The following is a 22,185-nucleotide window of genomic DNA, read 5'->3' on the forward strand; positions in this document are numbered from 1 at the left end:
AAAAGGTTCATTATTGAAACGATTAATGACCAATTAAAGAATATATCTCAAATAGAGCACTCAAGGCATCGCAGCTTACATGGTTTTATGTTGAATTTACTTGGCGGACTAATCGCTTACTGTCTGAAACCAGAAAAGCCATCACTCAACATCACAAACACTGAAAAGACAGGATTGATGGCGATGGCTTAAACCGATCTCAGGTTATTTAAAGTGGATTAACCTATGAAATGTGACCAGAAAATTGCTGCCCAGATCATTGAGGCTAGGCCAATCGCCAGCAGTACTGCAGCAGAGCCTAAATCTTTTGCACGACCTGACAGTTCATGGCGCTCTAACCCGATGCGATCAACAACCGCCTCGACAGCAGAGTTCATCAGTTCGACAATCATTACAAACAGCACACTGCCGACTAAGGCCACTTTTTGGAACAGCGTTACATCGACAGCGATAGCGATGATAATAGATGCAATAAGCGCAACCAGTTCTTGGCGAAATGCAGCTTCGTTTTTCCACGCGGCTATTAATCCGAGCCAAGAATATCGTGTAGCAAGGATGATTCGTTTTATACCGGTGTTTTTTTGTATTTCACTCATAGTGTTAGTTCAGCTTCATAGTTAAGGCATCGTTGCGGTTATTCGCATTTTTGTCGTCTACTGATTTTGAAATATTAGCGATCATTTGAAAATCTTGGTGAGTCCAAATCTCTTTCTCTTTCAGTGCGGCGGGCAGTATATCAAACGAATCGATCTTGTCAGCAGCAACAAGCTGCAATTGGCCGTACTGTTCGAGGTCGCTCAAGGCTTGCAGTGAAAGAGGGGTACCTTTTGTGACACCATTTGGGATTAAATCTAAGCTGTAATGGTAATCACGAGTTTTAACCACCCATTTTTCCGGTAAACGCTTGTTGCTATCCCACCAAATGCCATCGAGTTTCTTAAGCTGTTCTATTGTGGTGTCTTCATCTTGTGCATCCAACATCTTTAGGTACTTCCTAAAGTACTGCGGAAACAGTACAACAAAGGCATCTTGACTAATATCAGGATTGATCTTGATTATTTCCATCGCAATTAATGCACCAAGCATGTTTGAATACAGGTCTTCAGGTGAGAATGCGGATGGGTATTCTTTAAACCCACCGACTGACACTAATCCGTACCATTGGCCAATTTCATGCCATTGGGCAAGGCGGAAGGCAAGCAGTCCTGCGAGTTTGGCTTCTTCGTTATTGGCTGAGTCAAGCTTGTCTAAGTTATTGAATACAATTCGGCGCGTGCGAAGTTCAGGCGTCAGCGCCAATTCCAATGCGTCGCTGTCACGATTTTTGATGCTATGGTAAAGATAGAGAGTGAAATCTGCGGTGTCTCTCACGTGAGCGGTATCGATAAAGCCACCCTTATTAGTGAATATTAACCCGTTTACTTCGTCAGATGTGCCAATAAGACTGCCTATCACACTGGAAGACCCATCATTAAATACATGCGCATCAACGTCTTCGGTATTCAGAACGTTCTTAATGGAGTAGAAAGGAACAGGAACACTTCCTAGCTCAGCTTTCAAGCCTGTTCCGAAGGCGCAACATGGTCTTATCCCTACTGGTACCGTATTTACGTCGGCAACGCTGGGCTGAATGGACGCAAAAGCCAGACTAAGTAGTAATAATATTCTTTTCATAATCATCCAGAAATCAGTATGTGGAACGAAAAAACGGCAAAGTGTGCAGTTTACACAGCCTTGCGTTGTCAAAAAAATGCAAGAATTTATGGTGACGATAATAAATCAATAACTTAAAAAAATTACCATTTTGTGCCATTCGCCATTTCAACGTGGTTTCGTCCTCGTTTTTTCGCCGCATAAAGTGCTTCGTCAGTCTGTTCGAGTAGATGTTGTGGAGCGTTTGGCTGCTCATCGAGACGCTGAAACGCGACGCCTATTGAAACGGTTAAAATGCGATAAGGGTCGTTGCCTGAATGAGTAATATTGAGTTTTTCGACTTCTTGTCGCATTTTTTGCGCCAAAACCATACTTTCTTGTGGTGATGTGTTGAGGAGAAGCGCACAAAATTCTTCGCCGCCTATTCTTGCTACCAAGTGCCCACAAGGAGACAGCACTTGTTTCAATGCTTGTGCCACGTAACGCAGCGCAAAGTCACCCTGAACATGTTCATAGGTATCGTTGTATTGTTTAAAATGGTCGACGTCTATCATCATAATGGTAATGCTAGTAACAAAAAGACGTTCTGTACTGTGTGCAAGTTCGGACATAAACGGGCGACGGTTAGGAAATCCCGTCAGCTCATCGGTCTCTGCCGCAATATGCAATCTGCGATTAGTTTCTATCAGCTCAGCTTGTAAGGCTGTCATTTCGTTTTGGTTTTTCAAACGGATATGGGGCTCGCTTACGGTGGTGGATAACCGACTCAAGATGGTGGTTTGAGTTTGGCTCCACGGCTTTGGGTGATGCAGAATCGAAGCCGTGAGAATACCAAACACCGATTGGCCATCAATCAGAGGAAACAGAACAATAGAAGCGACGTGATGAGTTTTGAGTAACGCATATTCGGCGGTAGCGCTTTCTCTTACCGACTCAATATCGTCGAAGATGATCGGTTCTAGCGACCATAGTCGTCGTTGCAATAAGGTCATCGCATCAATGTTAAATTTGTCCTCTAACGAGCTTTTGGAGCCGTCGGCACGCCACGAATAACGAACTAATGTTGAGTTGTTTTGTATCGAGACGATGCTGATACGGTCGATTTCCAGCACTCGACCAATTGGCTCAAACGCACCGTACATCACATCGGTCACATTCTCTTCATTACAGGTTAGAATGTTCAGGGACATATCTGCCAAAATACGGTGCAGTTTACTCTGTATTTTGTACGCCTGGGTTTGCTTTTCTACACAATGCCTAAGTTGATTTTGATGCTGTAGTAGTTGACGTTCGGTCCTTTTCTGCGCTGCGATAGCATTTCGAGATGAGTTGTTCAGATTTTGCAGTGCTTGAGCGACAAAAGCCAGTTCATCGTTACGGTCGGTAAAGCCTTGTGGTAACGTGATTTTCCGTGACGTTCTCGGGTTGATACTTTTAGACACATTACACAGGTCTAATAGCGGAGTCGTAATAAGCTTGCCAATAACAACCACGACCACAATTAAGATGATGCCCGCTTCAATCACGTTGACGAACAACCCCAAAGCGAGTTTAGAGAGCACCTCTTGTTGAATGATTTGCTCGTCCACCATATATGAGATATTTCCAAGGTAACGACCGTTGTACTTTATATCTAATATGTAGGGAGGTGAGTTGAGTTTGGGGGACAGGTTGGCGTCTAAATAGGTACCGTTGACGCCAGTAAGACGAATGTTACGAATATAATCATCCTCACCAAGACTTAACATGAGTTGATTCAGTTGAGAGAGGTCAAGGTCCCATAACGACTCGGCGATAGGATGGGTGAGAGAGTGCACATGAACACGTGCACGTTTGTTGATGTCTTGCATCTCTTGTTGATAGTCGACGAAGGCTTGTACACCAACATTGAGAATGGTTAACGCTCCCGTGACGATGATCAAAATAGTAGTGACTTTTTTTCGGATGGACATCGCATTAAAGTGCTGCATGAGCAATTTACTCGCGCTTAACAACAAAGGGGTTAATCGGATTAGCAAAAATATCGATATTTTTGAAATCTATGCTGCTTCAGGCACGTTCTTCGAGTATGGTGAAAAGCGCTGATGGGTAGCCAATAACTTGAAATAAATTGAATTTTGTCCGTTGCGGCCAGCGATGTTCCTGTTTGTGATGGTATATTTTTACCAGTTGTAGACCGACGGCAGTAAAGTGTCCCCCTCCCAATGAGGTTATTTGTCCCGATTTCAGTTCCGACAACACTCGCGGTGAAGTGTTGATGGTGCTAATAAAGACATCCTTTCCTACAGTCAGCCCTGCTTCTTTAACCGCTCTTTGTGCGCCAAAAGCCATATGATCATTGGCTGTCCAAATATAGTGAGCCTGAGGGTGGCGTTTGAGGAGTATCTTGGTTTGATCATAAGCGAGGTCTTCTCTCCAATCGCCGTATACTCGTTGGGCTACCATCGTATCTTCATGTTGTATTACAAACGCCATCGCTCCAGCTTCACGATGGTGAGAGGCCGGGGTGTTTTTGTCACCAGAAATAATAACAAAGGCACCTTGTTGGTCTTGTCCTTTCTGATATAAATCTTTTGCGGTGAGGTAACCAATATTAAAGTTATTGGGGATCAGCCCAGGTAGCAGCCGTGAGCTCCAAATAGGGTCTGTTCGCAGTCTTTGCTTTTGTGATGATTCAAGGTCGTTGAGCACGAAGGTGACGAAGCAATCAGACTCCGACAAGCTATCAAGTAGCGCGAGTCCACGGTATTTTTGATTCACTAAAATGACGTAATCTGGCTTAGGCGAGGTTTGCACTCGCGCGGCAAGCAGTTGCTGAGTCAAAATAGGGTCACGATTGCCGTGAATGATTTCTAACGTAATTTCGAGCGATTGTGCTGCGGCCACTGCATACCCATCAACATCCCCATCAACATCCCCCCAAAAACTTTCATCCGCAAAGCCGGGGTTGACGAACAGAACCCGAGCTGTGGTGCTTTCGTTTGTTGGGCTTTGGTTCGCATTCGCCAGAATGGGGCTGAAAGCGATCAATAAGCTTAATAACGACCGAATGGGTATCCAAACCATAATAACACTCCCTGTGTTAGAGAAATTATGGGAGTTAGATCACGTTAAGTCGAATTACTTAGCGCAAATTTATTCAGGATTGATCGCGTTTTTTTATTTCTTAAACGTTTTTGTAGTTTTGAAAATGAGGGAAGAAAACGCATCAGCCGCTAGGCAGCGCGACTGATGCTGGTGTACTTAAAGGCTGAGAGATTTGGCTTTTAAAATTCGTTTTGCCCATGTCCTTGCGGGATGCAAATCGGATAATACATCAACAGGTAGGGGGAGAGGGTCTCCGCAAATTTCAGAGATCAAAAGCTCGGCGAGAAGTGGCGCAGAACTGAGCCCTCGAGATCCTAAACCCAGCATGCAATAGAGGCCGCTATAATTGGGAAGCTGATTTAACGCTTTCTCTTCCTCACAGTAGCTGGCATTCAATGCGTCAAAATCACACAATTGACCCACAAAAGGTAAATGGTCACGACTCACTGTGCGAATGCCTTGTCTCGACTGATTATCAGAAGTATCGACATCATTAACCCATCCAACATTTTGGACACAGTGATACAGTTTCTCTGCGTTTTCCATTTGTGCTTGTGGGTCAAACTCGCAGTCGATATGTTGCCTATCATAGCTCGCGCCGATGCAGTGTGAGTGGGTCTTTGGGTTATGAGGTGTCATATAGCCGTCATAGCACAAGACGGACTTTAGCGACTTAAGCTTTTCTGTTGTCTGAATATGACTAACTTGCCCTTTTACTGCTGTAAGATGAAGCTTCTCTGTTTGTTTGATAGTGTTAAATTTATGGCCGTTAGCGATGATAACGGTGTCAAATAGAGACTGATGCACGCTTCCGTCTACCAAGATGACCTGCCATTTGTCGTCTTGAGTTTGTTTTAGCTCAGCCACTTGCGAATTAAAGTGAACGCGACTTTGTCCATTATTCACAGCACTTTGGATAAGGCCTTGAGTAAGCTCCGCTGGGGATAGCCAACCACCAAGAGGGTAGTGAATACTCGCATGAGGTGAAGGTAAACCTATGGTCTCTGAGGTTTGCTCCTGATCCAACTTATGGATAAGTGATGCCGGAAAGCCTCCTGACAGCATACGTTCAAGTTTAGCCGTGGATTTCTCGTCCCACATCAGTTGTGTCACACCACACCAGTCGTGATCATAAGGGATGGTGTCAGCGGCTTGCTGTGCAAACTGGCGAGCATATATGAACGCTGGGGCAAACACTCTCGATACCCCTTTGTGTTCACCATTAAGCAGTGGATAGACTGCGCCTTGCTTGTTTCCAGACGCCCCTTGAGCGGGTTCGCTGTCTTTACAAAACAGTTGGCTGTCAATGCCTCGGTTTGCTAATGCTTTTGTTAGGCAAGCACTGGCAATACCGCCTCCAATAATCGCAACGTGCTTAGGCACATTTTTATTCGAGCGATAGTAGAGAGAATGATAGTTGGTGAATGGTGCTTTTTGTGCGATTTGGCCGACAATCATGTCACGTTTAGTACCAAAACCTTTGGCTTTTCGCATATCAAAACCGGCTTCGATTAGACCTCGGCGGACAAATCCAGCAGCCGTGAACGTCGCACAAGTGCACTCTTGTTTACCAAGCTTAACCATGCCGTTGAACAACTCTTGATTCCACATCTCTGGATTCTTACTTGGCGCAAAGCCATCTAAGAACCAACAATCCACGACACCTTCTTTAGGCGTTGGCACCAGTGGCATGCAGTCTTTGATATCGCCAAACCAAAGATCCAGCGTGATCGCGCCATCCGCTAGGACAATACGATGACACTCAGGGACCGCCATAGGGTAATGTGCTTGCAACTGCTCGGCATACGGTGCGAGCTCTGGCCAAGCTTTATGGGCTTTTTCGAGGTCGGTTTTCGATAGAGGGTATTTCTCAAAGCTAATAAAATGCAGTTCTTGAAGTGTCGCCTCTGGATGACTCATTCGGAATTGTTCAAACCATTGCCACACGGCCAGGAAGTTGAGGCCGGTTCCAAACCCGGTTTCCGCAATGACAAAACGTCGCTGGTCGAAATCCTGCCAACGCTCTGGAAGGCGATTTTGTTTCAAAAAAACATAACGTGTTTCTTCTAACCCATTGACATTAGAGAAGTAAACGTCGTCAAATTGGTCCGAAACTGGGGTTCCCGACTCATTCCAGTCGAGTTGAGCGTGAGTGATGGAAGTCATAATATTGACACTTAACTTGTGTTATACCCGTTACTAGAAAGTTATCACAACTACAGTTATTAGGGCATCAGTAACATTTATTGATGCGGATTGTACGAATTTATAGGAAAGCTGACCACTTATATCCTGTATCTTCGTTATCATTTGGCAGTATTTGAATTTATAGGAAAGTCACATGAAACGAGTCGTAATTACCGGTATGGGTATTGTTTCGAGCATCGGTAACAACGTAGAAGAAGTTTTAGCGTCTCTAAAAGCAGGCCGTTCTGGTATTAACGCCTCTGAGCAGTTCAAAGAGATGGGCCTTCGTTCTCAAGTGTGGGGTGACCTGAAAATCAACCCAGCTGAGCACATCGACCGTAAGAAAATGCGCTTTATGGGTGATGCTGCGGCGTACGCTTATCTGTCTATGGAACAGGCAATTGCTGATTCTGGCTTAACAGAAGATCAAGTATCAAATGACCGTACCGGTATTGTTGCTGGTTCTGGTGGTGCTTCAGCACTAAACCAAACACTCGCGGTAGACACTATTCGCGAGAAAGGTGTGAAGCGTGTAGGTCCTTACATGGTACCTCGTACCATGTCTTCGACTGTTTCTGCATGTTTGGCGACTCCATTTAAAATCCGTGGTGTGAACTACACGATGAGCTCTGCATGCGCAACGTCAGCGCACTGTATTGGCCACGCGATGGAACTGATTCAACTTGGCAAACAAGACATCGTATTTGCTGGTGGTGGTGAAGAGCTTGATTGGACGCAAACGATGATGTTTGACGCAATGGGCGCACTATCAACGAAATACAATGACACGCCAGAAAAAGCTTCACGTACTTACGATGCAAACCGTGACGGTTTTGTTATCTCTGGTGGCGGCGGCATGGTAGTTGTCGAGGAACTTGAGCACGCTCTAGCTCGTGGCGCGAAGATCTACGGTGAGATTGTAGGTTACGGTGCAACGTCTGATGGCTACGACATGGTGGCGCCATCTGGCGAAGGTGCAGTACGTTGTATGAAGATGGCAATGCAAGATGTGGACGTGATTGATTATGTCAACACTCACGGTACATCGACACCAGTGGGTGATGTTAAAGAGCTTGGCGCAATTCAAGAAGTGTTCGGTGGCAATAGCCCAGCCATTTCTGCGACCAAAGCGATGACAGGTCATGCACTGGGCGCGGCGGGTGTTCATGAAGCAATCTACTCAGCGCTAATGCTACACCACGGCTTTATTGCACCAAGCATTAACGTTGAAGAACTGGACGAAGCGGCTCACGGTCTAGACATTGTAACGGAAACTCGCGAACAAGAACTGAACACCGTAATGTCAAACAGCTTTGGTTTTGGTGGTACGAACGCAACGTTGGTCTTAAAAAAGTACCAAGGCTAAGACTAGATAATTCGTTATTTTGATTTCCAGAGCTGATCAGTGAATACTGATCGCAGACGCAATTTTTAGCCCCTGGAGAGCGGGCTAGAATCCTTTTGTTCTGGATATTGCCCAGCCACTATTGGCTGGGCATTTTTCTATCTACGGGATTTGAAAAGAGTTCACTCGACACTGTAGTGAAGATCTTGCACAATTCACCGCTAGGTAAGGACAACACCCTTTGGACAAAACAATGAAGATTATTGTTGATGAAGCAATGCCTTATGCTGTCGAACTGTTCGAGCAGCTAGGTGAAGTGATAGCAAAACCAGGACGTGAGCTCACGGCTGACGACCTGATTGACGTTGATGCGTTGATGATTCGTTCGATTACAAAAGTAAATGAATCATTGTTAGAAAAAGCGAGCAAATTGAAATTTGTCGGTACAGCGACAGCAGGCATGGATCATGTTGATCAAGCATTGTTGCAACAGCGTGGTATCTTTTTCACTGCAGCACCAGGTTGTAATAAGGTTGGTGTTGCGGAATACGTGATCAGTAGTTTGATGGTAATTGCTCAGCAACAAGGCTTTTCTGTTTTTGATAAAACCGTTGGTATCGTTGGCTGTGGTCAAGTAGGAAGCTACCTTCAAAAATGTTTACAAGGCATTGGTATTAAGGTTCTGCTTAACGACCCTCTTAAGCAGCAACAAGGCGATAGCCGTGAATTTACCGATCTAGATGTACTTTTGGAGCAATCTGATGTCGTAACGATGCACACGCCAATCACACGAGATGGTGAATTTCCGACTCATCACTTAATCGATGAAGCGCGTTTAAACAATTTTAGATCTGACCAAATCTTAATAAATGCAGCACGAGGCCCTGTGGTGGATAATGCTGCTCTAAAGCAACGATTGCTGAAGAAAGATGGCTTTACTGCCGTTCTTGACGTGTTTGAGTTTGAACCAGTAGTTGATTTCGACCTGCTTCCTCTGTTAACGTTCGCGACCCCTCATATCGCAGGCTATGGTTTAGAGGGTAAAGCTCGTGGGACTACGATGATCTTCAATAGCTATTGCGAGTTTTTGCAGCTATCTGAACGCGCGAATCCAGATGCTTCATTGCCTATTGCCCCTATTCCACAAATTACATTAGATAGAGAGTGGGACGAGGCGACGCTGCATAGTATGACTCAGATCATCTATGATGTACGCAAAGATGACGCGATTTTCCGCCGTGAAATTCACAACGAAAATGGCTTTGATAAAATGCGCAAAAATTATTGGGATAGGCGTGAATATGGCGCCATCCTTGTTAAGGGTAGCGACGCATGTAACTTAGCGCCTTTAGCAGAACTAGGATTTCAAATCGAGGTAACCAATGAGCCAACAATTTAATATCGCTGTATTTGGAGCGACCGGTGCTGTAGGTGAAACTATGGTGGAAGTGCTTCAAGAACGTGAATTTCCAATGGGTAACATTTACTTGCTGGCCAGTGAGCGTAGCGAAGGTAAAACCTATCGCATCAATGGTAAAACCGTACGCGTAGAAAATGTTGAAGAGTTTGATTGGTCTCAGGTTCACATCGCTCTGTTTTCTGCTGGTGGTGAGCAATCCGCAAAATGGGCACCGATCGCGGCAGATGAAGGTGTCGTGGTTATCGATAACTCTTCACATTTCCGTTACGACTATGATGTACCCTTGGTTGTGCCTGAAGTGAACCCAGAAGCGATTGCAGAGTTTCGTAATCGTAACATTATTGCTAACCCAAACTGTTCAACCATTCAAATGTTGGTGGCGTTGAAGCCTATTCACGACGCTGTTGGTATTGATCGCATTAATGTCACGACGTATCAATCGGTATCTGGTGCAGGTAAAGCGGGTATTGATGAACTTGCGGGCCAGACCGCGATGCTACTTAACGGTAGACCTGCTGAAAACAAAGCATTTAGTCAGCAAATTGCCTTTAACTGTATTCCACAAATTGACCAGTTTATGGACAATGGTTACACCAAAGAAGAAATGAAGATGGTGTGGGAAACCCAAAAAATCTTCAATGATTCGAGCATTATGGTTAACCCAACGTGTGTTCGTGTGCCAGTATTCTACGGTCATGCAGAAGCGGTACACCTTGAAACACGTGCCCCAATCTCTGCGGAAGAAGTGACGCAACTGTTAGAGCAAACGGACGGTATTGAGGTATTCCATGGCGAAGATATGCCAACTCAAGTTCGTGATGCCGGCGGTAAAGATCACGTTATGGTGGGTCGTATTCGTAACGACATTAGTCACCACAGTGGTGTCAACCTTTGGGTGGTTGCCGACAACGTACGCAAAGGTGCAGCGACCAACGCAGTACAAATTGCAGAAGTGTTAGTTCGTGACTACTTCTAACCACTTAATGTGTGTTTTAATCTGATAATCAAAGGCCTCTTGTTAGAGGCCTTTGTTCTGTATAGTGTGACAAAATTGGTACGAATATCATGCTTGAATCATGTTTTTTCAAGGCTGAGCTATAGTTTTGCGGTGATTATCCGATATAGTACCAAGATTAGATTTGTATTTTTTACGCAGACAGCTGAGCCTTCCATGCATCATTTTTTAAAGCCTTTGCTGGTGACACTTGCACTAGCAGGAGCGACGACTTCTTTCTCTATCAGCGCTGATACTATTCGATTAACTGGTCCTAATGGTGAGGCATTGGCTGCACCACAGTTTTCACAGCCCATTCGCAATCAAGCCATTGCCGATTCGGACGCACCTGCGCGTTATTACGGCCCAACTAAAGTTAATGAAACGCTCTGGTCTATTGCGAGTCGATTTAAACCAGTAGACGCCACGATTCAGCAGACAATCTATGCGTTCTACCAACTTAACCCCGCGGTATTTGAACGAAATAATATTCACAAGTTAGTGCCTAACAGCGAGCTTCGTATTCCATCGAGGACGCAGATTAATCGTGTCGATTTACAAGAAGCCTTAGCGGTCCTTGCTGCGCATAAGAACAAGCTGAATGCGCCAGTCTCGCCTGTGATCGACCAAACAAAAAAGAGTGTTTCTCCACAACCAACAGCGATAAAACCGGTTGAGAATGAAGCGGCCAAGGTGACGCCCGCTGCGTCACAATCCACGAGTGAACCAGTATCACCCGCTCAAACTAAGCCGACTTTAGAGCAAGTTAATACTGCGGATACAAAGACGATTGACGCTGAACCCTCGGTAACATCGACACAGGATTTGACGCAAAAACTTCAACAAGAATTGACTCGCTCTGAGAGTGAACTGCTGTCATTAGAAGAGCGCAATCATCAACTGAGATTGATGCTGTCTGAGGTTCAAAATGAAGTGGAAGTACTTAAATCGGAAGTGAGCAATGAAGAGCGCATCCGCACTGAAGTGGAACGACAACTTAGCGAAGAGAAACGCAAGCAGGCAGAGATGGCAAGACTGGCGCCAAGCAAGCTCGATACTTGGTTAGCGAAGCCATGGTTTGTCGCTTTGCTTGCGGTAGTCCCAGCTTTGTTTGTCGGTTTACTTGCGATGATGGTATTGCGATCTCGTAAGCAAAAAGCAGAGTTAGCCAACGCTCAAGAAACGAATAATACCAATTCCGTAACGGATGTTGCGGCAGCAACCGCTAGCGGAGCAGCGGCGGCTGTCGCGGCTGATGTGTTAGAGGATGATAATCCATTCTCAGATGACCTTCTTGCAGGTATCGAAGAAGACAGTGACAAGCGTGAGGAAGACCAGCAACTTGAAGATGACATCTTTGCCGACCTCGATGAAAGCGATCTAGATTTCAATTTAGACGACGATGATGATCCATTTGCCAGCATCGATGATGACGGTGACCTAGATATAGGTTTTGTGGATCTCGATGCCAGCAATAATGGTATTAGTGTTAAAGATGGTGAAAAGGCATTAGGTCTGGAAGAGATGGAGCGCGCGCTGAACGACGTTGCTGTTCCGGATAGCGATGATGATCTTGATCTGAATCTATCTGATACCGATTCTGAACACGTGTCTCAGCAAGAGTTAGACGATTTATTTGCTGAATTCAAAGGGATGTCTGCGACAAAAACAAATGACTCTGATTGGGATGAGTCTGAAAGCACGCTTGATCAAGAGGACATGGACGAGTTGCTGGCAGGTGATAGCTTTGACCTAGAAAGTGATGATGATTTTAATCTCGATGATTTAGATATCGAAGCAGACCAAGGCGAGACGACAACATCGACTTCAAAACGAACCAACGAGACGGTTGATAATTCTGATATTGATGACCTTTTTGCTCAGTTCTCTCAAATAGAAACATCCCCAGTAGCACCTCAGAATACAGTACCGGAGCTGACGCAAGATGACGAAGTGGCGCTTCTTGATGAGATGTTGGATGACGACTTCGAACTGTCAGGATTAGATGACTCAGATCTGATGCTTGATGAAATTGTCGATGCCGATGACAGTGAGGCGACGGGTGATGAATTCACGCCTCTACGTGATTTAGACATGGATGACGTTGCTCTGTTGGCCGATGACGATGTCACTCTGGATGAAAATAATACTGACCTGTTAGATGAACTTCTGTTTGAAAGCGCATTAGACGATTCGACCTCAGAAAGTAAGCATAATGTGGATCTCGAACCGTTTGGCTCTGACGAGCTTATCGGCTCAGATATTGATTTAGAGAGTGAGCTAAAAGACGGAGAATCTGATGTAGCAACGTCTGAACCTGCAACGGCCTCGTTACATTCTCCGGAGCCTCAGCAGTCAACGCTTCAACACGAGGAAAGTGATCAGGCTGGCGATAGGGCAGAGAGTCAGGATTCGCCCCAAAAATCGAGCATGCAAGAGGAGTCAGAACACGACCTCGATTCGGTTTTAGACGATGAGTTGAACCTATCGGAGCCAGAGTCCGAAACCGCGACAGCCAACGATATTGAATCGGTAGAGCCAACGTCGAACGCCTCTATTACAGGTGAACCTGACTTCCATGGAGCTAAAGAAGAGTCAACCACACCAGAGAGTCTTGATGATGCCTCTCTAATGGCTGCTGAATCAACCAATCAAGCATCGCTCAAGGCGTCAGTGGCGAACACCACGACATTCGATGTTGATGAATTTGACTTTTCGCCAGAAATAGAAGGTCTAGCCGAGACTGAGCTTGAGCCAAAGGATAATGTTCAAGAAGAGAAAGAACTCGCAGCTCTAGTCGCAAACGAGTTTGGTACCCCTCACGATGACGATTGGCTGGGTGAGGACGAGAGCGCTTCGCCGCAAACAAAGCCAGAGACTAGCCAACTATCTCAGAGTGAAGAGTCGGATGATGACTTTGTTGCCAATGCGCTGCAAAGTGAATACAACGAAGACAATGCATTCGCCGATGCGGAAGGTGACGCAGAGGACATGTTGCCTCCAGCTGATTCAGAGTCAGCGGCCGATTATGCGATGACCGACGACGAGCTGCCTGAATACAGTGAAGCAGACGCCCTCGCAGACGCAATAAGTGGTCAGTTGCCAGAGTCACAGGATTCTAGGTTTGTCGATACTGATAAACAAGATATTGATGCTGTAGTCGATGATATTGAACTGCCAACTGAACAGACGCCTCAAGCTCAAAGTAGTGATGCTGAACGTCAACCTGACCGTGCTGTTACGCAATCAGAACGCGAGCCGATAGAAGAGTTTGAATTTCCGGATTACACCGAAGAGGACGCGCTTGCCGATAGCGAACAAGGCGAGCTTGAGCCTGTCTCAGATACTTCATTTGAAGATGAACTTGATGAGGCCATTTCATTAGAGGACTTGCCGGAATACGATGAGTCGCAAGCGGCTGCAGATATGGAAGCCTCGACCTCAGATACAAAGCCAAGCTTTGCTACTGAAAAAGAAATGGTTGGAGAGACACTAGATCATTCTGAAATTGATGCGTTAGCGAATGCGTTTTCAATGGTTGATATGTCTGCGATTGAACAAGAAGGGCAGCTCGGTGAGTTGCTTCAAGAAGGTGAGCAGGCGTTCTCTAACATTAGTCCGGTTGATCAAACCACCGCTGACAGTGCAGGTATGGATTTGGACATGATGCTTCAAGACTCACCAAATCAAGATGGTGGTGAGGATTGGAATGGCTTCTCGTTAACAGAGGAACAGCGAGCGTCGATTGATCATCAGATTCCTGACGATGAGCAGGAGATTTGGAACCACAGTCAAGTCGGCTCTCTGGCCGATGCAAATGAAGAGGATTGGTCGTCTCAAGATCCCGTTGCTGACTTTGAAGACAGTGGCGATAAATTTATGACGATTGATGAATTGATGGCTCAGGTTGAAGGGAGTTCGGCATCGGATGAGGAAGAGGAACTAAAACTGGATGTTGGCTTGGATGAGTTCCCAGATGTGATAGGTTCGATTACTGATGTTGACGTTGATTCAGATTCGGAAGCGGCTGGTAATCTAGACCTTGCAAAGATATACATTGAAATGAATGACTTTGAAGGGGCAGTGAAGTTACTTGAAAAAGCACTATTGGACGGTAGTGGTACTATCCAATCAGAAGCGAAAGCCTTGCTCTCAAAACTTTCGGAATACCAGTAAATAAGTGATATTAAGCGGCGGTCAATGAACCGCCGCTTTTGCCTTTTACGTTTTGATGACAAAGGATTCATCGTCAGTGGGTTTATACCTGTAGACGTTGGGTATATACTTTGCCCCCTTTGAAAAATGACAGATAGACAGAGATAACGATGAAAGTTGCATTAGGTATCGAATATAACGGTGCAAACTACTATGGTTGGCAAAGGCAAAGAGACGTATCCAGCGTACAAGAAGAGTTGGAAAAAGCGTTATCGATCGTTGCAAATCAACCGATAGAGGTTCAGTGTGCTGGTAGAACAGATGCTGGTGTGCATGGCACTGGACAAGTGGTGCATTTCGAGTCTTCTGTTATCCGTAAGCCAGCAGCGTGGACTATGGGGGTTAACGCCAATCTCCCTAAAGATATTGCTGTCCGTTGGGCAAAAGAAGTACCGGAAGAATTTCATGCTAGATTCTCTGCGACAGCGAGACGCTATCGTTATGTGATCTTTAATCACGCATTGCGACCAGGTATTTTGTCTTCAGGTATTAGTCATTATCATGGTGAACTCGATGCCGAAAAAATGCATCAAGCTGGACAATACCTGTTAGGTGAAAATGATTTTACCTCATTCAGAGCAGTACATTGCCAATCTCGTAGTCCGTGGCGCAATATCATGCATCTTAACGTGTCTCGTCATGGTCCTTATGTCGTTATCGATATTAAAGCGAATGCGTTTGTCCACCACATGGTGCGGAATATCACTGGTAGCTTAATCTCAGTGGGTAAAGGCGAGCAACCACCAGAGTGGATTGAATGGCTTTTACACCAGAAGGATCGCAAGCTAGCTGGGGCTACCGCAAAAGCAGAAGGCCTCTATTTGGTGGATGTGGATTACCCAAATGAGTACCAGCTCCCAGAAGCGCCAATTGGTCCGTTATTTTTACCAAATGATTTGAACTCTGGTTGGTAATTGTACTCGAAAATCAGTAGAGACTTTCGGCGTTACAAATAGTTATGGCAATGTCACAAGGATAGGTACAACCAGTTTTTTATCTACAGTGAGCCTGTAATATGGTTTAATCCAACGGCATTAATTAGAATTTCAATCTCTCGCCATTAGGCGGGGGTCACAAGAGAAAAGGTCTTCCATGAGTTGGCTTGAAAAAATTTTAGAAAAAAGCAACATCGTTAGCTCACGCAAAGCGTCTATCCCAGAAGGTATCTGGACTAAATGTACTTCCTGTGAGCAAGTACTTTATCATGCTGAATTAGAGCGTAATCTAGAGGTGTGTCCTAAGTGTGACCACCATATGCGCATGAAAGCGCGTCGTCGTTTAGAAACATTCCTAGATGAAGGCAATCGTGTTGAACTTGGTACAGAGCTTGAACCACAAGATAAGCTGAAGTTTAAAGACTCAAAACGCTATAAAGAGCGTATCTCTGCAGCACAAAAGAACAGTGGCGAGAAAGACGCACTGGTTGTAATGCAAGGTGAATTGCTAGGTAACCCCGTGGTTGCGTGTGCTTTTGAATTCTCCTTTATGGGCGGTTCTATGGGCTCAGTGGTTGGTGCTCGTTTTGTACGTGCAGTAGAGGCAGCTATCGAAAACAACTGTGGCCTAGTGTGCTTCTCTGCCAGTGGTGGTGCGCGTATGCAAGAAGCGTTAATGTCGCTAATGCAAATGGCGAAAACCAGCGCAGCACTTGAGCGTCTCTCTCAAAAAGGCTTACCGTTTATTTCTGTGATGACGGATCCAACGATGGGTGGGGTGTCTGCAAGTTTAGCGATGTTGGGTGATATCAATATCGGTGAACCAAAAGCGTTGATTGGTTTTGCTGGTCGCCGCGTTATTGAACAAACGGTTCGTGAAGACCTGCCAGAAGGCTTCCAACGTAGTGAGTTCTTACTTGAGCATGGTGCGATTGATATGATCGTAGACCGCCGTGAAATGCGTCAACGTGTAGGTAGCTTACTGGCTAAAATGACAAACAAGGCGTCGCCTTTAGTGGTCTCTGTTGAAGATTCTCCAGAAGAAGCAACATATGATGTACCAGAAGCGGACGAAAAAGGGTAAAGTACTCACCAAGTTTTCAACGTTAAGATATTGACGGCTAAATGAGTTTACAATCCGTTCCACAAGCCACATCTCCATTGCAGGTGTGGCTTGATTACTTAAACAGTATCCATACTAGTGCTATCGACCTAGGATTAGACCGAGTCTCGATAGTGGCCCAAAAAGGTCAGTTGACCAAACCTGCTCCCACTGTGATTACCGTCGCTGGCACCAATGGCAAGGGTTCAACCTGCGCTATGATGGAAGCGATTCTGCTAGATGCTGGCTACTCCGTTGGCGTATACAGCTCCCCACATCTAATTCGCTACAATGAACGAGTCCGTGTCAATGGCAGTGAACTTCCGGATGAATCCCATACCCAAGCATTTGATTATATAGAAACGTTACGCGGCGATGTTAGCCTCAGCTTTTTTGAATATGCGACGCTGGCAGCATTAAAGCAGTTTCAAGAAAACAAGGTGGACGTGGTGCTACTTGAAGTGGGCTTGGGCGGGCGCTTAGATGCAACGAATGTGGTTGATCATGACGTCTCTGTAATTACTAGTCTTGCTGTTGACCATGTTGATTGGTTGGGTGATGACATTAATGTCATTGGCTATGAAAAAGCAGGGATCTTCAGAGCAGGTAGACCAGCTATTTGCGGTCAACCAAAGCCACCAGCAACAGTTCCAGCCCATGCGGATGACATTCATGCCGAATTCTATCAAACCGGAATTCAATTTGACTATCACTTGACGTCAGAACACACATGGACATGGCAACATGGCTCATTCACGCTGGAAAACTTGCCAGTACCCGTATTGCCCTTGATGAATGCCAATACGGCATTAATGGCTCTAGGGGCGGCAGAGTTAGACCTTACAGACGTCAATATTGTCAATGGACTGAAACAATCCCGTCTACCTGGTCGTATGCAGATGCTGACAGGTACACCTGTGACTATTCTTGATGTGGCTCATAACCCGCATTCAGCAAAATATTTGGTGGCACAGCTTTCTAAGCATTACCCAAATCGTCGATTCAAAGTCGTCATTGGCATGCTGCATGACAAGGATATTGAAGAGACCATCCGAGTGTTAAATCCTTTGACAGAAGACTGGTATCCAACATCGCTATCCGGGGCGCGAGCTGCGAGTGCGGATGAATTATGCCAATACTTAACCTCTGAGCATGATCCAAAGCGATATGCTAACCCTGTAAGTGCGTATCAAGCGGCAATAAATGAAGCGAAACCAGACGACATGATTTTGGTGGTGGGTTCCTTCCATACCGTTGGCGAGGTTCTTGAGTACTGTGAGACGTTAGACACTCAAGATCATTAAAGTAATTAAGGAGTATCAATGGCGAGTAAATTTCAAAGCCGTTTGGTGGGCACCATAGTATTAGTTGCCGTTGGTGTCATTATCTTGCCTGACCTACTTGATGGCAAAAAACTTCACTACAAAGAAGAGTTTGCCAGTATTCCACTTAAGCCTGAAATCAGCGCTCAAGTAGAAAGCTTTGAGGTGCTAGAGCCAGAGGAAGACACATCTGTGTTACCTGACTCTCCTGTTCAGGCTACCGTAGGGGAAGAAGTGGACACAGTGTCAGGGCAGCAGGCTCAAGAAGATAAACGCGATATTGTTGATATTGCTATCAAACAAGTGCCTGAACGCAATGACTACGCAGATAGCGCATGGATCATTCAACTAATGGCACTGAAGAATGCAGATAATGCGCGTGGGCTTGTTGCTGATCTTCAGAAACGTGGCTATCAAGCGCATGTCAAACAGGAAGCTACCTTTACTCGCGTTATCATCGGTCCAGATGTTTCAAAAAGTAAACTAGAGAAGCAATTGTTAGAATTGGAGAAAATTACCGGTTCAAAAGGTCAATTGCTTAAATTTAAACCACTAAGTCCATAAGAAAACGTTTGCGTCGCGGATTTTTCTGTTAAAATGCGCGCCAACTTGAGATGAAGAATTCATGAATTGGTTAGATTTTGTCATTTTGGGTGTGATTGGGCTTTCAGCTTTAATCAGTTTAGTTCGCGGCTTTGCCAAAGAAGCAATGTCACTAGTGATATGGTTCGGCGCATTTTTTATTGCTAGCCAGTACTACGCAAAACTTGCAGTGTACTTTACCAATATCGAAGATGACATGTTTAGAAATGGCGCCGCAATTGCTGCCCTATTTGTTGCCACACTGATTGTTGGGGCATTAATTAATTATGTTTTAGGGCAGTTAGTGCAAAAAACGGGTCTATCGGGTACTGACAGAGTATTAGGTATCGTATTTGGCGCGCTAAGAGGTGTGCTAATTGTTTCTGCGGTACTGTTCTTTGTTGATACCTTCACAACGTTGAATCGCAGTGAGTGGTGGGAATCTTCCGAGCTTGTTCCGCAATTCGAGCTAGTGATACAACCGTTTTTTGAACACATCGAAGCAACTTCTAGTTTCTTGTCTGGCGCCTAGTGGCGCCAGCTAATGTCGCAAATCGAGGGTTAGGACATGTGTGGTATTGTTGGAATCGTTGGCTCAACGCCTGTGAATCAGTCTATCTATGACGCTTTGACCGTTTTACAGCACCGTGGCCAAGATGCCGCTGGTATTGTTACCATAGAAAGCAATCGTTTTCGTCTGCGTAAGGCGAATGGTCTAGTAAAAGACGTATTTGAAGCGAAGCATATGCAACGCCTCCAAGGTTGTGTTGGTATCGGTCATGTTCGCTACCCTACAGCCGGTAGCTCGAGTGCGTCAGAAGCTCAACCTTTCTACGTAAACTCACCGTTTGGAATCACACTCGCTCACAATGGTAACTTGACCAACGCTCATGAAGTTCGTGAGAAGTTGTTCGAAAAAGATCGTCGTCATGTCAACACCACCTCTGACTCGGAAGTGTTGTTAAACGTCTTAGCTCATGAGATTGATACCGTAAAAGGCAATGTGACCTCTGACGATGTATTCAGAGCCGTAACAAACGTCCATCGAACCATCAAAGGTGCGTACGCTGTAGCAGCAATGATCATTGGGCACGGTATGGTGGCATTCCGTGATCCTAATGGCATTCGCCCGCTTTGCTTAGGCAAGCGTGAAATTGAAGGTCAAACGGAGTACATGGTGGCGTCTGAGTCGGTCGCTCTTGATGCAGTTGGTTTTGACTTTGTCCGTGATGTGGCTCCAGGTGAAGCGATTTATGTGACGTTCGACGGTGAGTTATTTACTCGCCAATGCGCAGATAACCCAAGTCTAAATCCATGTATTTTCGAGTTTGTTTATTTCGCACGTCCTGATTCATTTATCGACAAAATCTCGGTCTACAGTGCCCGTGTTGAAATGGGTAAAAAGCTTGGTGAACGTATTCAACAAGAATATGCGGACTTGGACATTGACGTCGTTATTCCTATTCCAGAAACGTCATGTGACATTGCTCTTCAGATTGCACAAGCTATCGACAAACCTTATCGCCAAGGATTTGTGAAGAACCGCTATGTCGGTCGTACCTTTATTATGCCAGGCCAGCAGCAGCGTAAGAAGTCAGTGCGCCGCAAGCTCAATGCGATTCGTTCAGAATTTAAAGGCAAAAACGTTCTGTTGGTGGATGATTCGATTGTCCGTGGAACAACGTCTGAACAAATCATTGAGATGGCACGTGATTCTGGTGCAAACAAAGTCTTTATGGTGTCAGCCGCTCCAGAAGTTCGTTTCCCTAATGTTTATGGCATCGATATGCCAAGCGCGAATGAGCTTATTGCTCACGGTCGTGATAATGAAGCCATTTGTAAGCAAATTGGCGCAGATGCTCTTATTTATCAAACGATTCCAGATCTTATCGAAGCGGTCGGTCTGGGCAATCCAGATGTGAAGTTGTTTGAAGCGTCGGTGTTTAATGGTGAGTATGTAACTGGTGATATCGACCAAGTCTATCTCGATTTCCTTGACTCACTACGCAGTGATGATGCGAAAACACAGCGAGAGATTCAAGCAGATTTAGCAAACCTAGAGCTTCATAACGAATAACTAACAGCGAAAAAGACCCCCAATAATTGGTGTCCAATTATTGGGGGCAGTTCAATGCTTTGGTCTTTTTCGTCTGATTGTGAAAAGCAAGATGTTTAAGCAATTAATGAAGTGAGTAATCGATGACGAAATCGATAAATAGGCGCACTTTTTCTGGCAAATGGTCTTTGTGGTTATACAGCATGTAAATATCGCGAGGGTTAGCGCTCCACTCGGGAAGGATTCGTATTAACTCACCAGTATCGATGTACTCTTTAATCATCACATCGGGCATTAAGGTGATGCCTAAGCCCGCGGAACAGGCGCGTCGAACCACATTTAAGCTATTTGCTTCAAAGCGCCCTTTGGTGTTGTTTATTATTGATTCACCACTGGTATTTTTAAGTTGCCATTTAAGTAATGGTGCGCCTTTCAACAGCCGGTGAGAAGATAGCTCTTCAGCATGTTTAGGTTCACCATTTAACGAAAGGTAGTCAGGGTGCGCGACAAGAATATCTTTAACAGTACTGATTTTTCGAGCAATTAAGCTTGAATCGCGCTGAGGACCAACACGGAAAATCACGTCCCACTCGGTAGGATCCAGTTGATCGGCGTGATTGCTCATAGTGAGTTCTAAACTAATGTCTGGATATTTGGACATAAAGTCATTGAACATTGGCATCATCATGCGCTTAGTCAAATTAGAAGGCGACGATATCTTTAATTTTCCCGATGCACCTTTACATTCATCGGCAATATCTTCGGTAGTGCTGGTAAGGCGCTGAAGAAGGGGAGAGCACTCGTTATAGAAGCGTTCACCCGCCTCAGTTAAAGACAATTTTCGTGCGTGACGATTCAGTAAACGAAGATTCAAAGAATCCTCTAGAGCCTGTATACGTCGAGTAATTGTTGCAACAGGAATCATTGTTTTACGAGAAGTTGCTGTATAACTCCCATTTTCCACAACAAGTCGGAACAGATTTAAATCGTCTAGTTTCATATATTCAACTGTTTGTATTAATTGGCTTTTAATATAGCTTACACCTTGTCAAGCTGGCGTGGTTAATTTCAAACGTTTTCCCTAAACATGGTAAGTGCAATGGAGCAAACTAATTTGATATCAAAGGGTTGTTTGATTTTTTTACCTTTGAGTATTGTATTAAAAAAATTCCCTTAAGGGTACATTTGTATAAAAACGAATTCGTGCCTACAGTTAAAAGACCTAGGGGTACTTTACTCTGCAACCTGCAGATACAAAAAAAGCATTATTATAACGTGTCCTACGTT

16 protein-coding genes and 2 pseudogenes are annotated in these 22,185 nt (G+C 45.0%); 12 read left to right on the forward strand and 6 right to left on the reverse strand.

Going from position 1 to position 22,185, the window contains the following annotated elements:
• Positions 1-192, forward strand: a 192-nt coding sequence (locus tag VTH8203_RS03025; protein ID WP_279627160.1) for a transposase, incomplete at its 5' end; no start/stop codon positions are given.
• A gap of 26 nt (positions 193-218) precedes the next feature.
• On the opposite strand, the gene VTH8203_RS03030 is transcribed toward VTH8203_RS03025, so the two are convergent.
• From VTH8203_RS03030 to mnmC, 5 genes are all read right to left on the reverse strand, one after another.
• Positions 219-596: a diacylglycerol kinase gene (locus tag VTH8203_RS03030; protein ID WP_096992322.1), complete on the reverse strand. Its 378-nt coding sequence runs from the start codon at positions 594-596 to the stop codon at positions 219-221.
• A gap of 4 nt (positions 597-600) precedes the next feature.
• A complete protein-coding gene (locus VTH8203_RS03035) occupies positions 601-1,674 on the reverse strand; it encodes a DUF4056 domain-containing protein (RefSeq protein WP_096992464.1) in 1,074 nt (357 codons plus the stop codon).
• Between the two features lie 122 nt (positions 1,675-1,796).
• Positions 1,797-3,623 carry a GGDEF domain-containing protein gene (locus VTH8203_RS03040; RefSeq protein ID WP_096992323.1) on the reverse strand — a complete coding sequence of 609 codons (1,827 nt, stop codon included), beginning with the start codon at positions 3,621-3,623 and terminating at the stop codon, positions 1,797-1,799.
• Between the two features lie 79 nt (positions 3,624-3,702).
• The gene (locus tag VTH8203_RS03045; protein ID WP_096992324.1) at positions 3,703-4,719 is read right to left on the reverse strand and encodes an ABC transporter substrate-binding protein; all 1,017 of its coding nucleotides are present in this window, start codon (positions 4,717-4,719) and stop codon (positions 3,703-3,705) included.
• Positions 4,720-4,896: 177 nt separating this feature from the next.
• On the reverse strand, positions 4,897-6,906 hold the full coding sequence (mnmC, locus tag VTH8203_RS03050; protein ID WP_096992325.1) for a bifunctional tRNA (5-methylaminomethyl-2-thiouridine)(34)-methyltransferase MnmC2/FAD-dependent 5-carboxymethylaminomethyl-2-thiouridine(34) oxidoreductase MnmC1: 2,010 nt from the start codon (positions 6,904-6,906) through the stop codon (positions 4,897-4,899).
• A 175-nt stretch (positions 6,907-7,081) separates the two neighbouring features.
• On the opposite strand from mnmC, the gene fabB reads away from it, so the two are divergent.
• From fabB to purF, 11 genes and pseudogenes are all read left to right on the forward strand, one after another.
• The gene (gene fabB, locus VTH8203_RS03055) at positions 7,082-8,293 is read left to right on the forward strand and encodes a beta-ketoacyl-ACP synthase I (protein ID WP_096992326.1); all 1,212 of its coding nucleotides are present in this window, start codon (positions 7,082-7,084) and stop codon (positions 8,291-8,293) included.
• Positions 8,294-8,525: 232 nt separating this feature from the next.
• Positions 8,526-9,671: a 4-phosphoerythronate dehydrogenase gene (locus VTH8203_RS03060; RefSeq protein ID WP_096992327.1), complete on the forward strand. Its 1,146-nt coding sequence runs from the start codon at positions 8,526-8,528 to the stop codon at positions 9,669-9,671.
• Positions 9,655-10,668 carry an aspartate-semialdehyde dehydrogenase gene (locus VTH8203_RS03065; protein WP_096992328.1) on the forward strand — a complete coding sequence of 338 codons (1,014 nt, stop codon included), beginning with the start codon at positions 9,655-9,657 and terminating at the stop codon, positions 10,666-10,668. The genes VTH8203_RS03060 and VTH8203_RS03065 overlap by 17 nt, the downstream gene beginning before the upstream one ends.
• Positions 10,669-10,863: 195 nt before the next feature.
• Positions 10,864-14,862, forward strand: a complete 3,999-nt coding sequence (locus VTH8203_RS03070; protein ID WP_096992329.1) for a FimV/HubP family polar landmark protein — start codon at positions 10,864-10,866, stop codon at positions 14,860-14,862.
• A gap of 149 nt (positions 14,863-15,011) precedes the next feature.
• A complete protein-coding gene (gene truA / locus VTH8203_RS03075; RefSeq protein ID WP_096992330.1) occupies positions 15,012-15,815 on the forward strand; it encodes a tRNA pseudouridine(38-40) synthase TruA in 804 nt (267 codons plus the stop codon).
• A 178-nt stretch (positions 15,816-15,993) separates the two neighbouring features.
• Positions 15,994-16,920 carry an acetyl-CoA carboxylase, carboxyltransferase subunit beta gene (gene accD, locus VTH8203_RS03080; RefSeq protein ID WP_096992331.1) on the forward strand — a complete coding sequence of 309 codons (927 nt, stop codon included), beginning with the start codon at positions 15,994-15,996 and terminating at the stop codon, positions 16,918-16,920.
• 41 nt (positions 16,921-16,961) lie between these two features.
• Positions 16,962-18,242, forward strand: a complete 1,281-nt coding sequence (gene folC, locus VTH8203_RS03085) for a bifunctional tetrahydrofolate synthase/dihydrofolate synthase (RefSeq protein ID WP_096992332.1) — start codon at positions 16,962-16,964, stop codon at positions 18,240-18,242.
• Positions 18,243-18,260: 18 nt separating this feature from the next.
• Positions 18,261-18,480 (forward strand): annotated as a pseudogene (locus VTH8203_RS25445) (cell division protein DedD); the annotation flags it as partial.
• A gap of 77 nt (positions 18,481-18,557) precedes the next feature.
• Positions 18,558-18,824 (forward strand): annotated as a pseudogene (locus tag VTH8203_RS25450) (SPOR domain-containing protein); the annotation flags it as partial.
• A gap of 61 nt (positions 18,825-18,885) precedes the next feature.
• Complete coding sequence (locus tag VTH8203_RS03095) at positions 18,886-19,374, forward strand: CvpA family protein (protein ID WP_096992334.1); 489 nt, start codon at positions 18,886-18,888, stop codon at positions 19,372-19,374.
• A 36-nt stretch (positions 19,375-19,410) separates the two neighbouring features.
• Positions 19,411-20,919, forward strand: a complete 1,509-nt coding sequence (gene purF / locus VTH8203_RS03100; protein ID WP_096992335.1) for an amidophosphoribosyltransferase — start codon at positions 19,411-19,413, stop codon at positions 20,917-20,919.
• A gap of 103 nt (positions 20,920-21,022) precedes the next feature.
• Here the strand turns inward: purF and VTH8203_RS03105 are convergent, their stop codons facing one another.
• Positions 21,023-21,898 carry a LysR family transcriptional regulator gene (locus VTH8203_RS03105; RefSeq protein WP_096992336.1) on the reverse strand — a complete coding sequence of 292 codons (876 nt, stop codon included), beginning with the start codon at positions 21,896-21,898 and terminating at the stop codon, positions 21,023-21,025.
• Between the last annotated feature and the right edge of the window lie 287 nt (positions 21,899-22,185).

The organism is Vibrio thalassae, assembly GCF_900089835.1.
GTDB lineage: Bacteria > Pseudomonadota > Gammaproteobacteria > Enterobacterales > Vibrionaceae > Vibrio > Vibrio thalassae.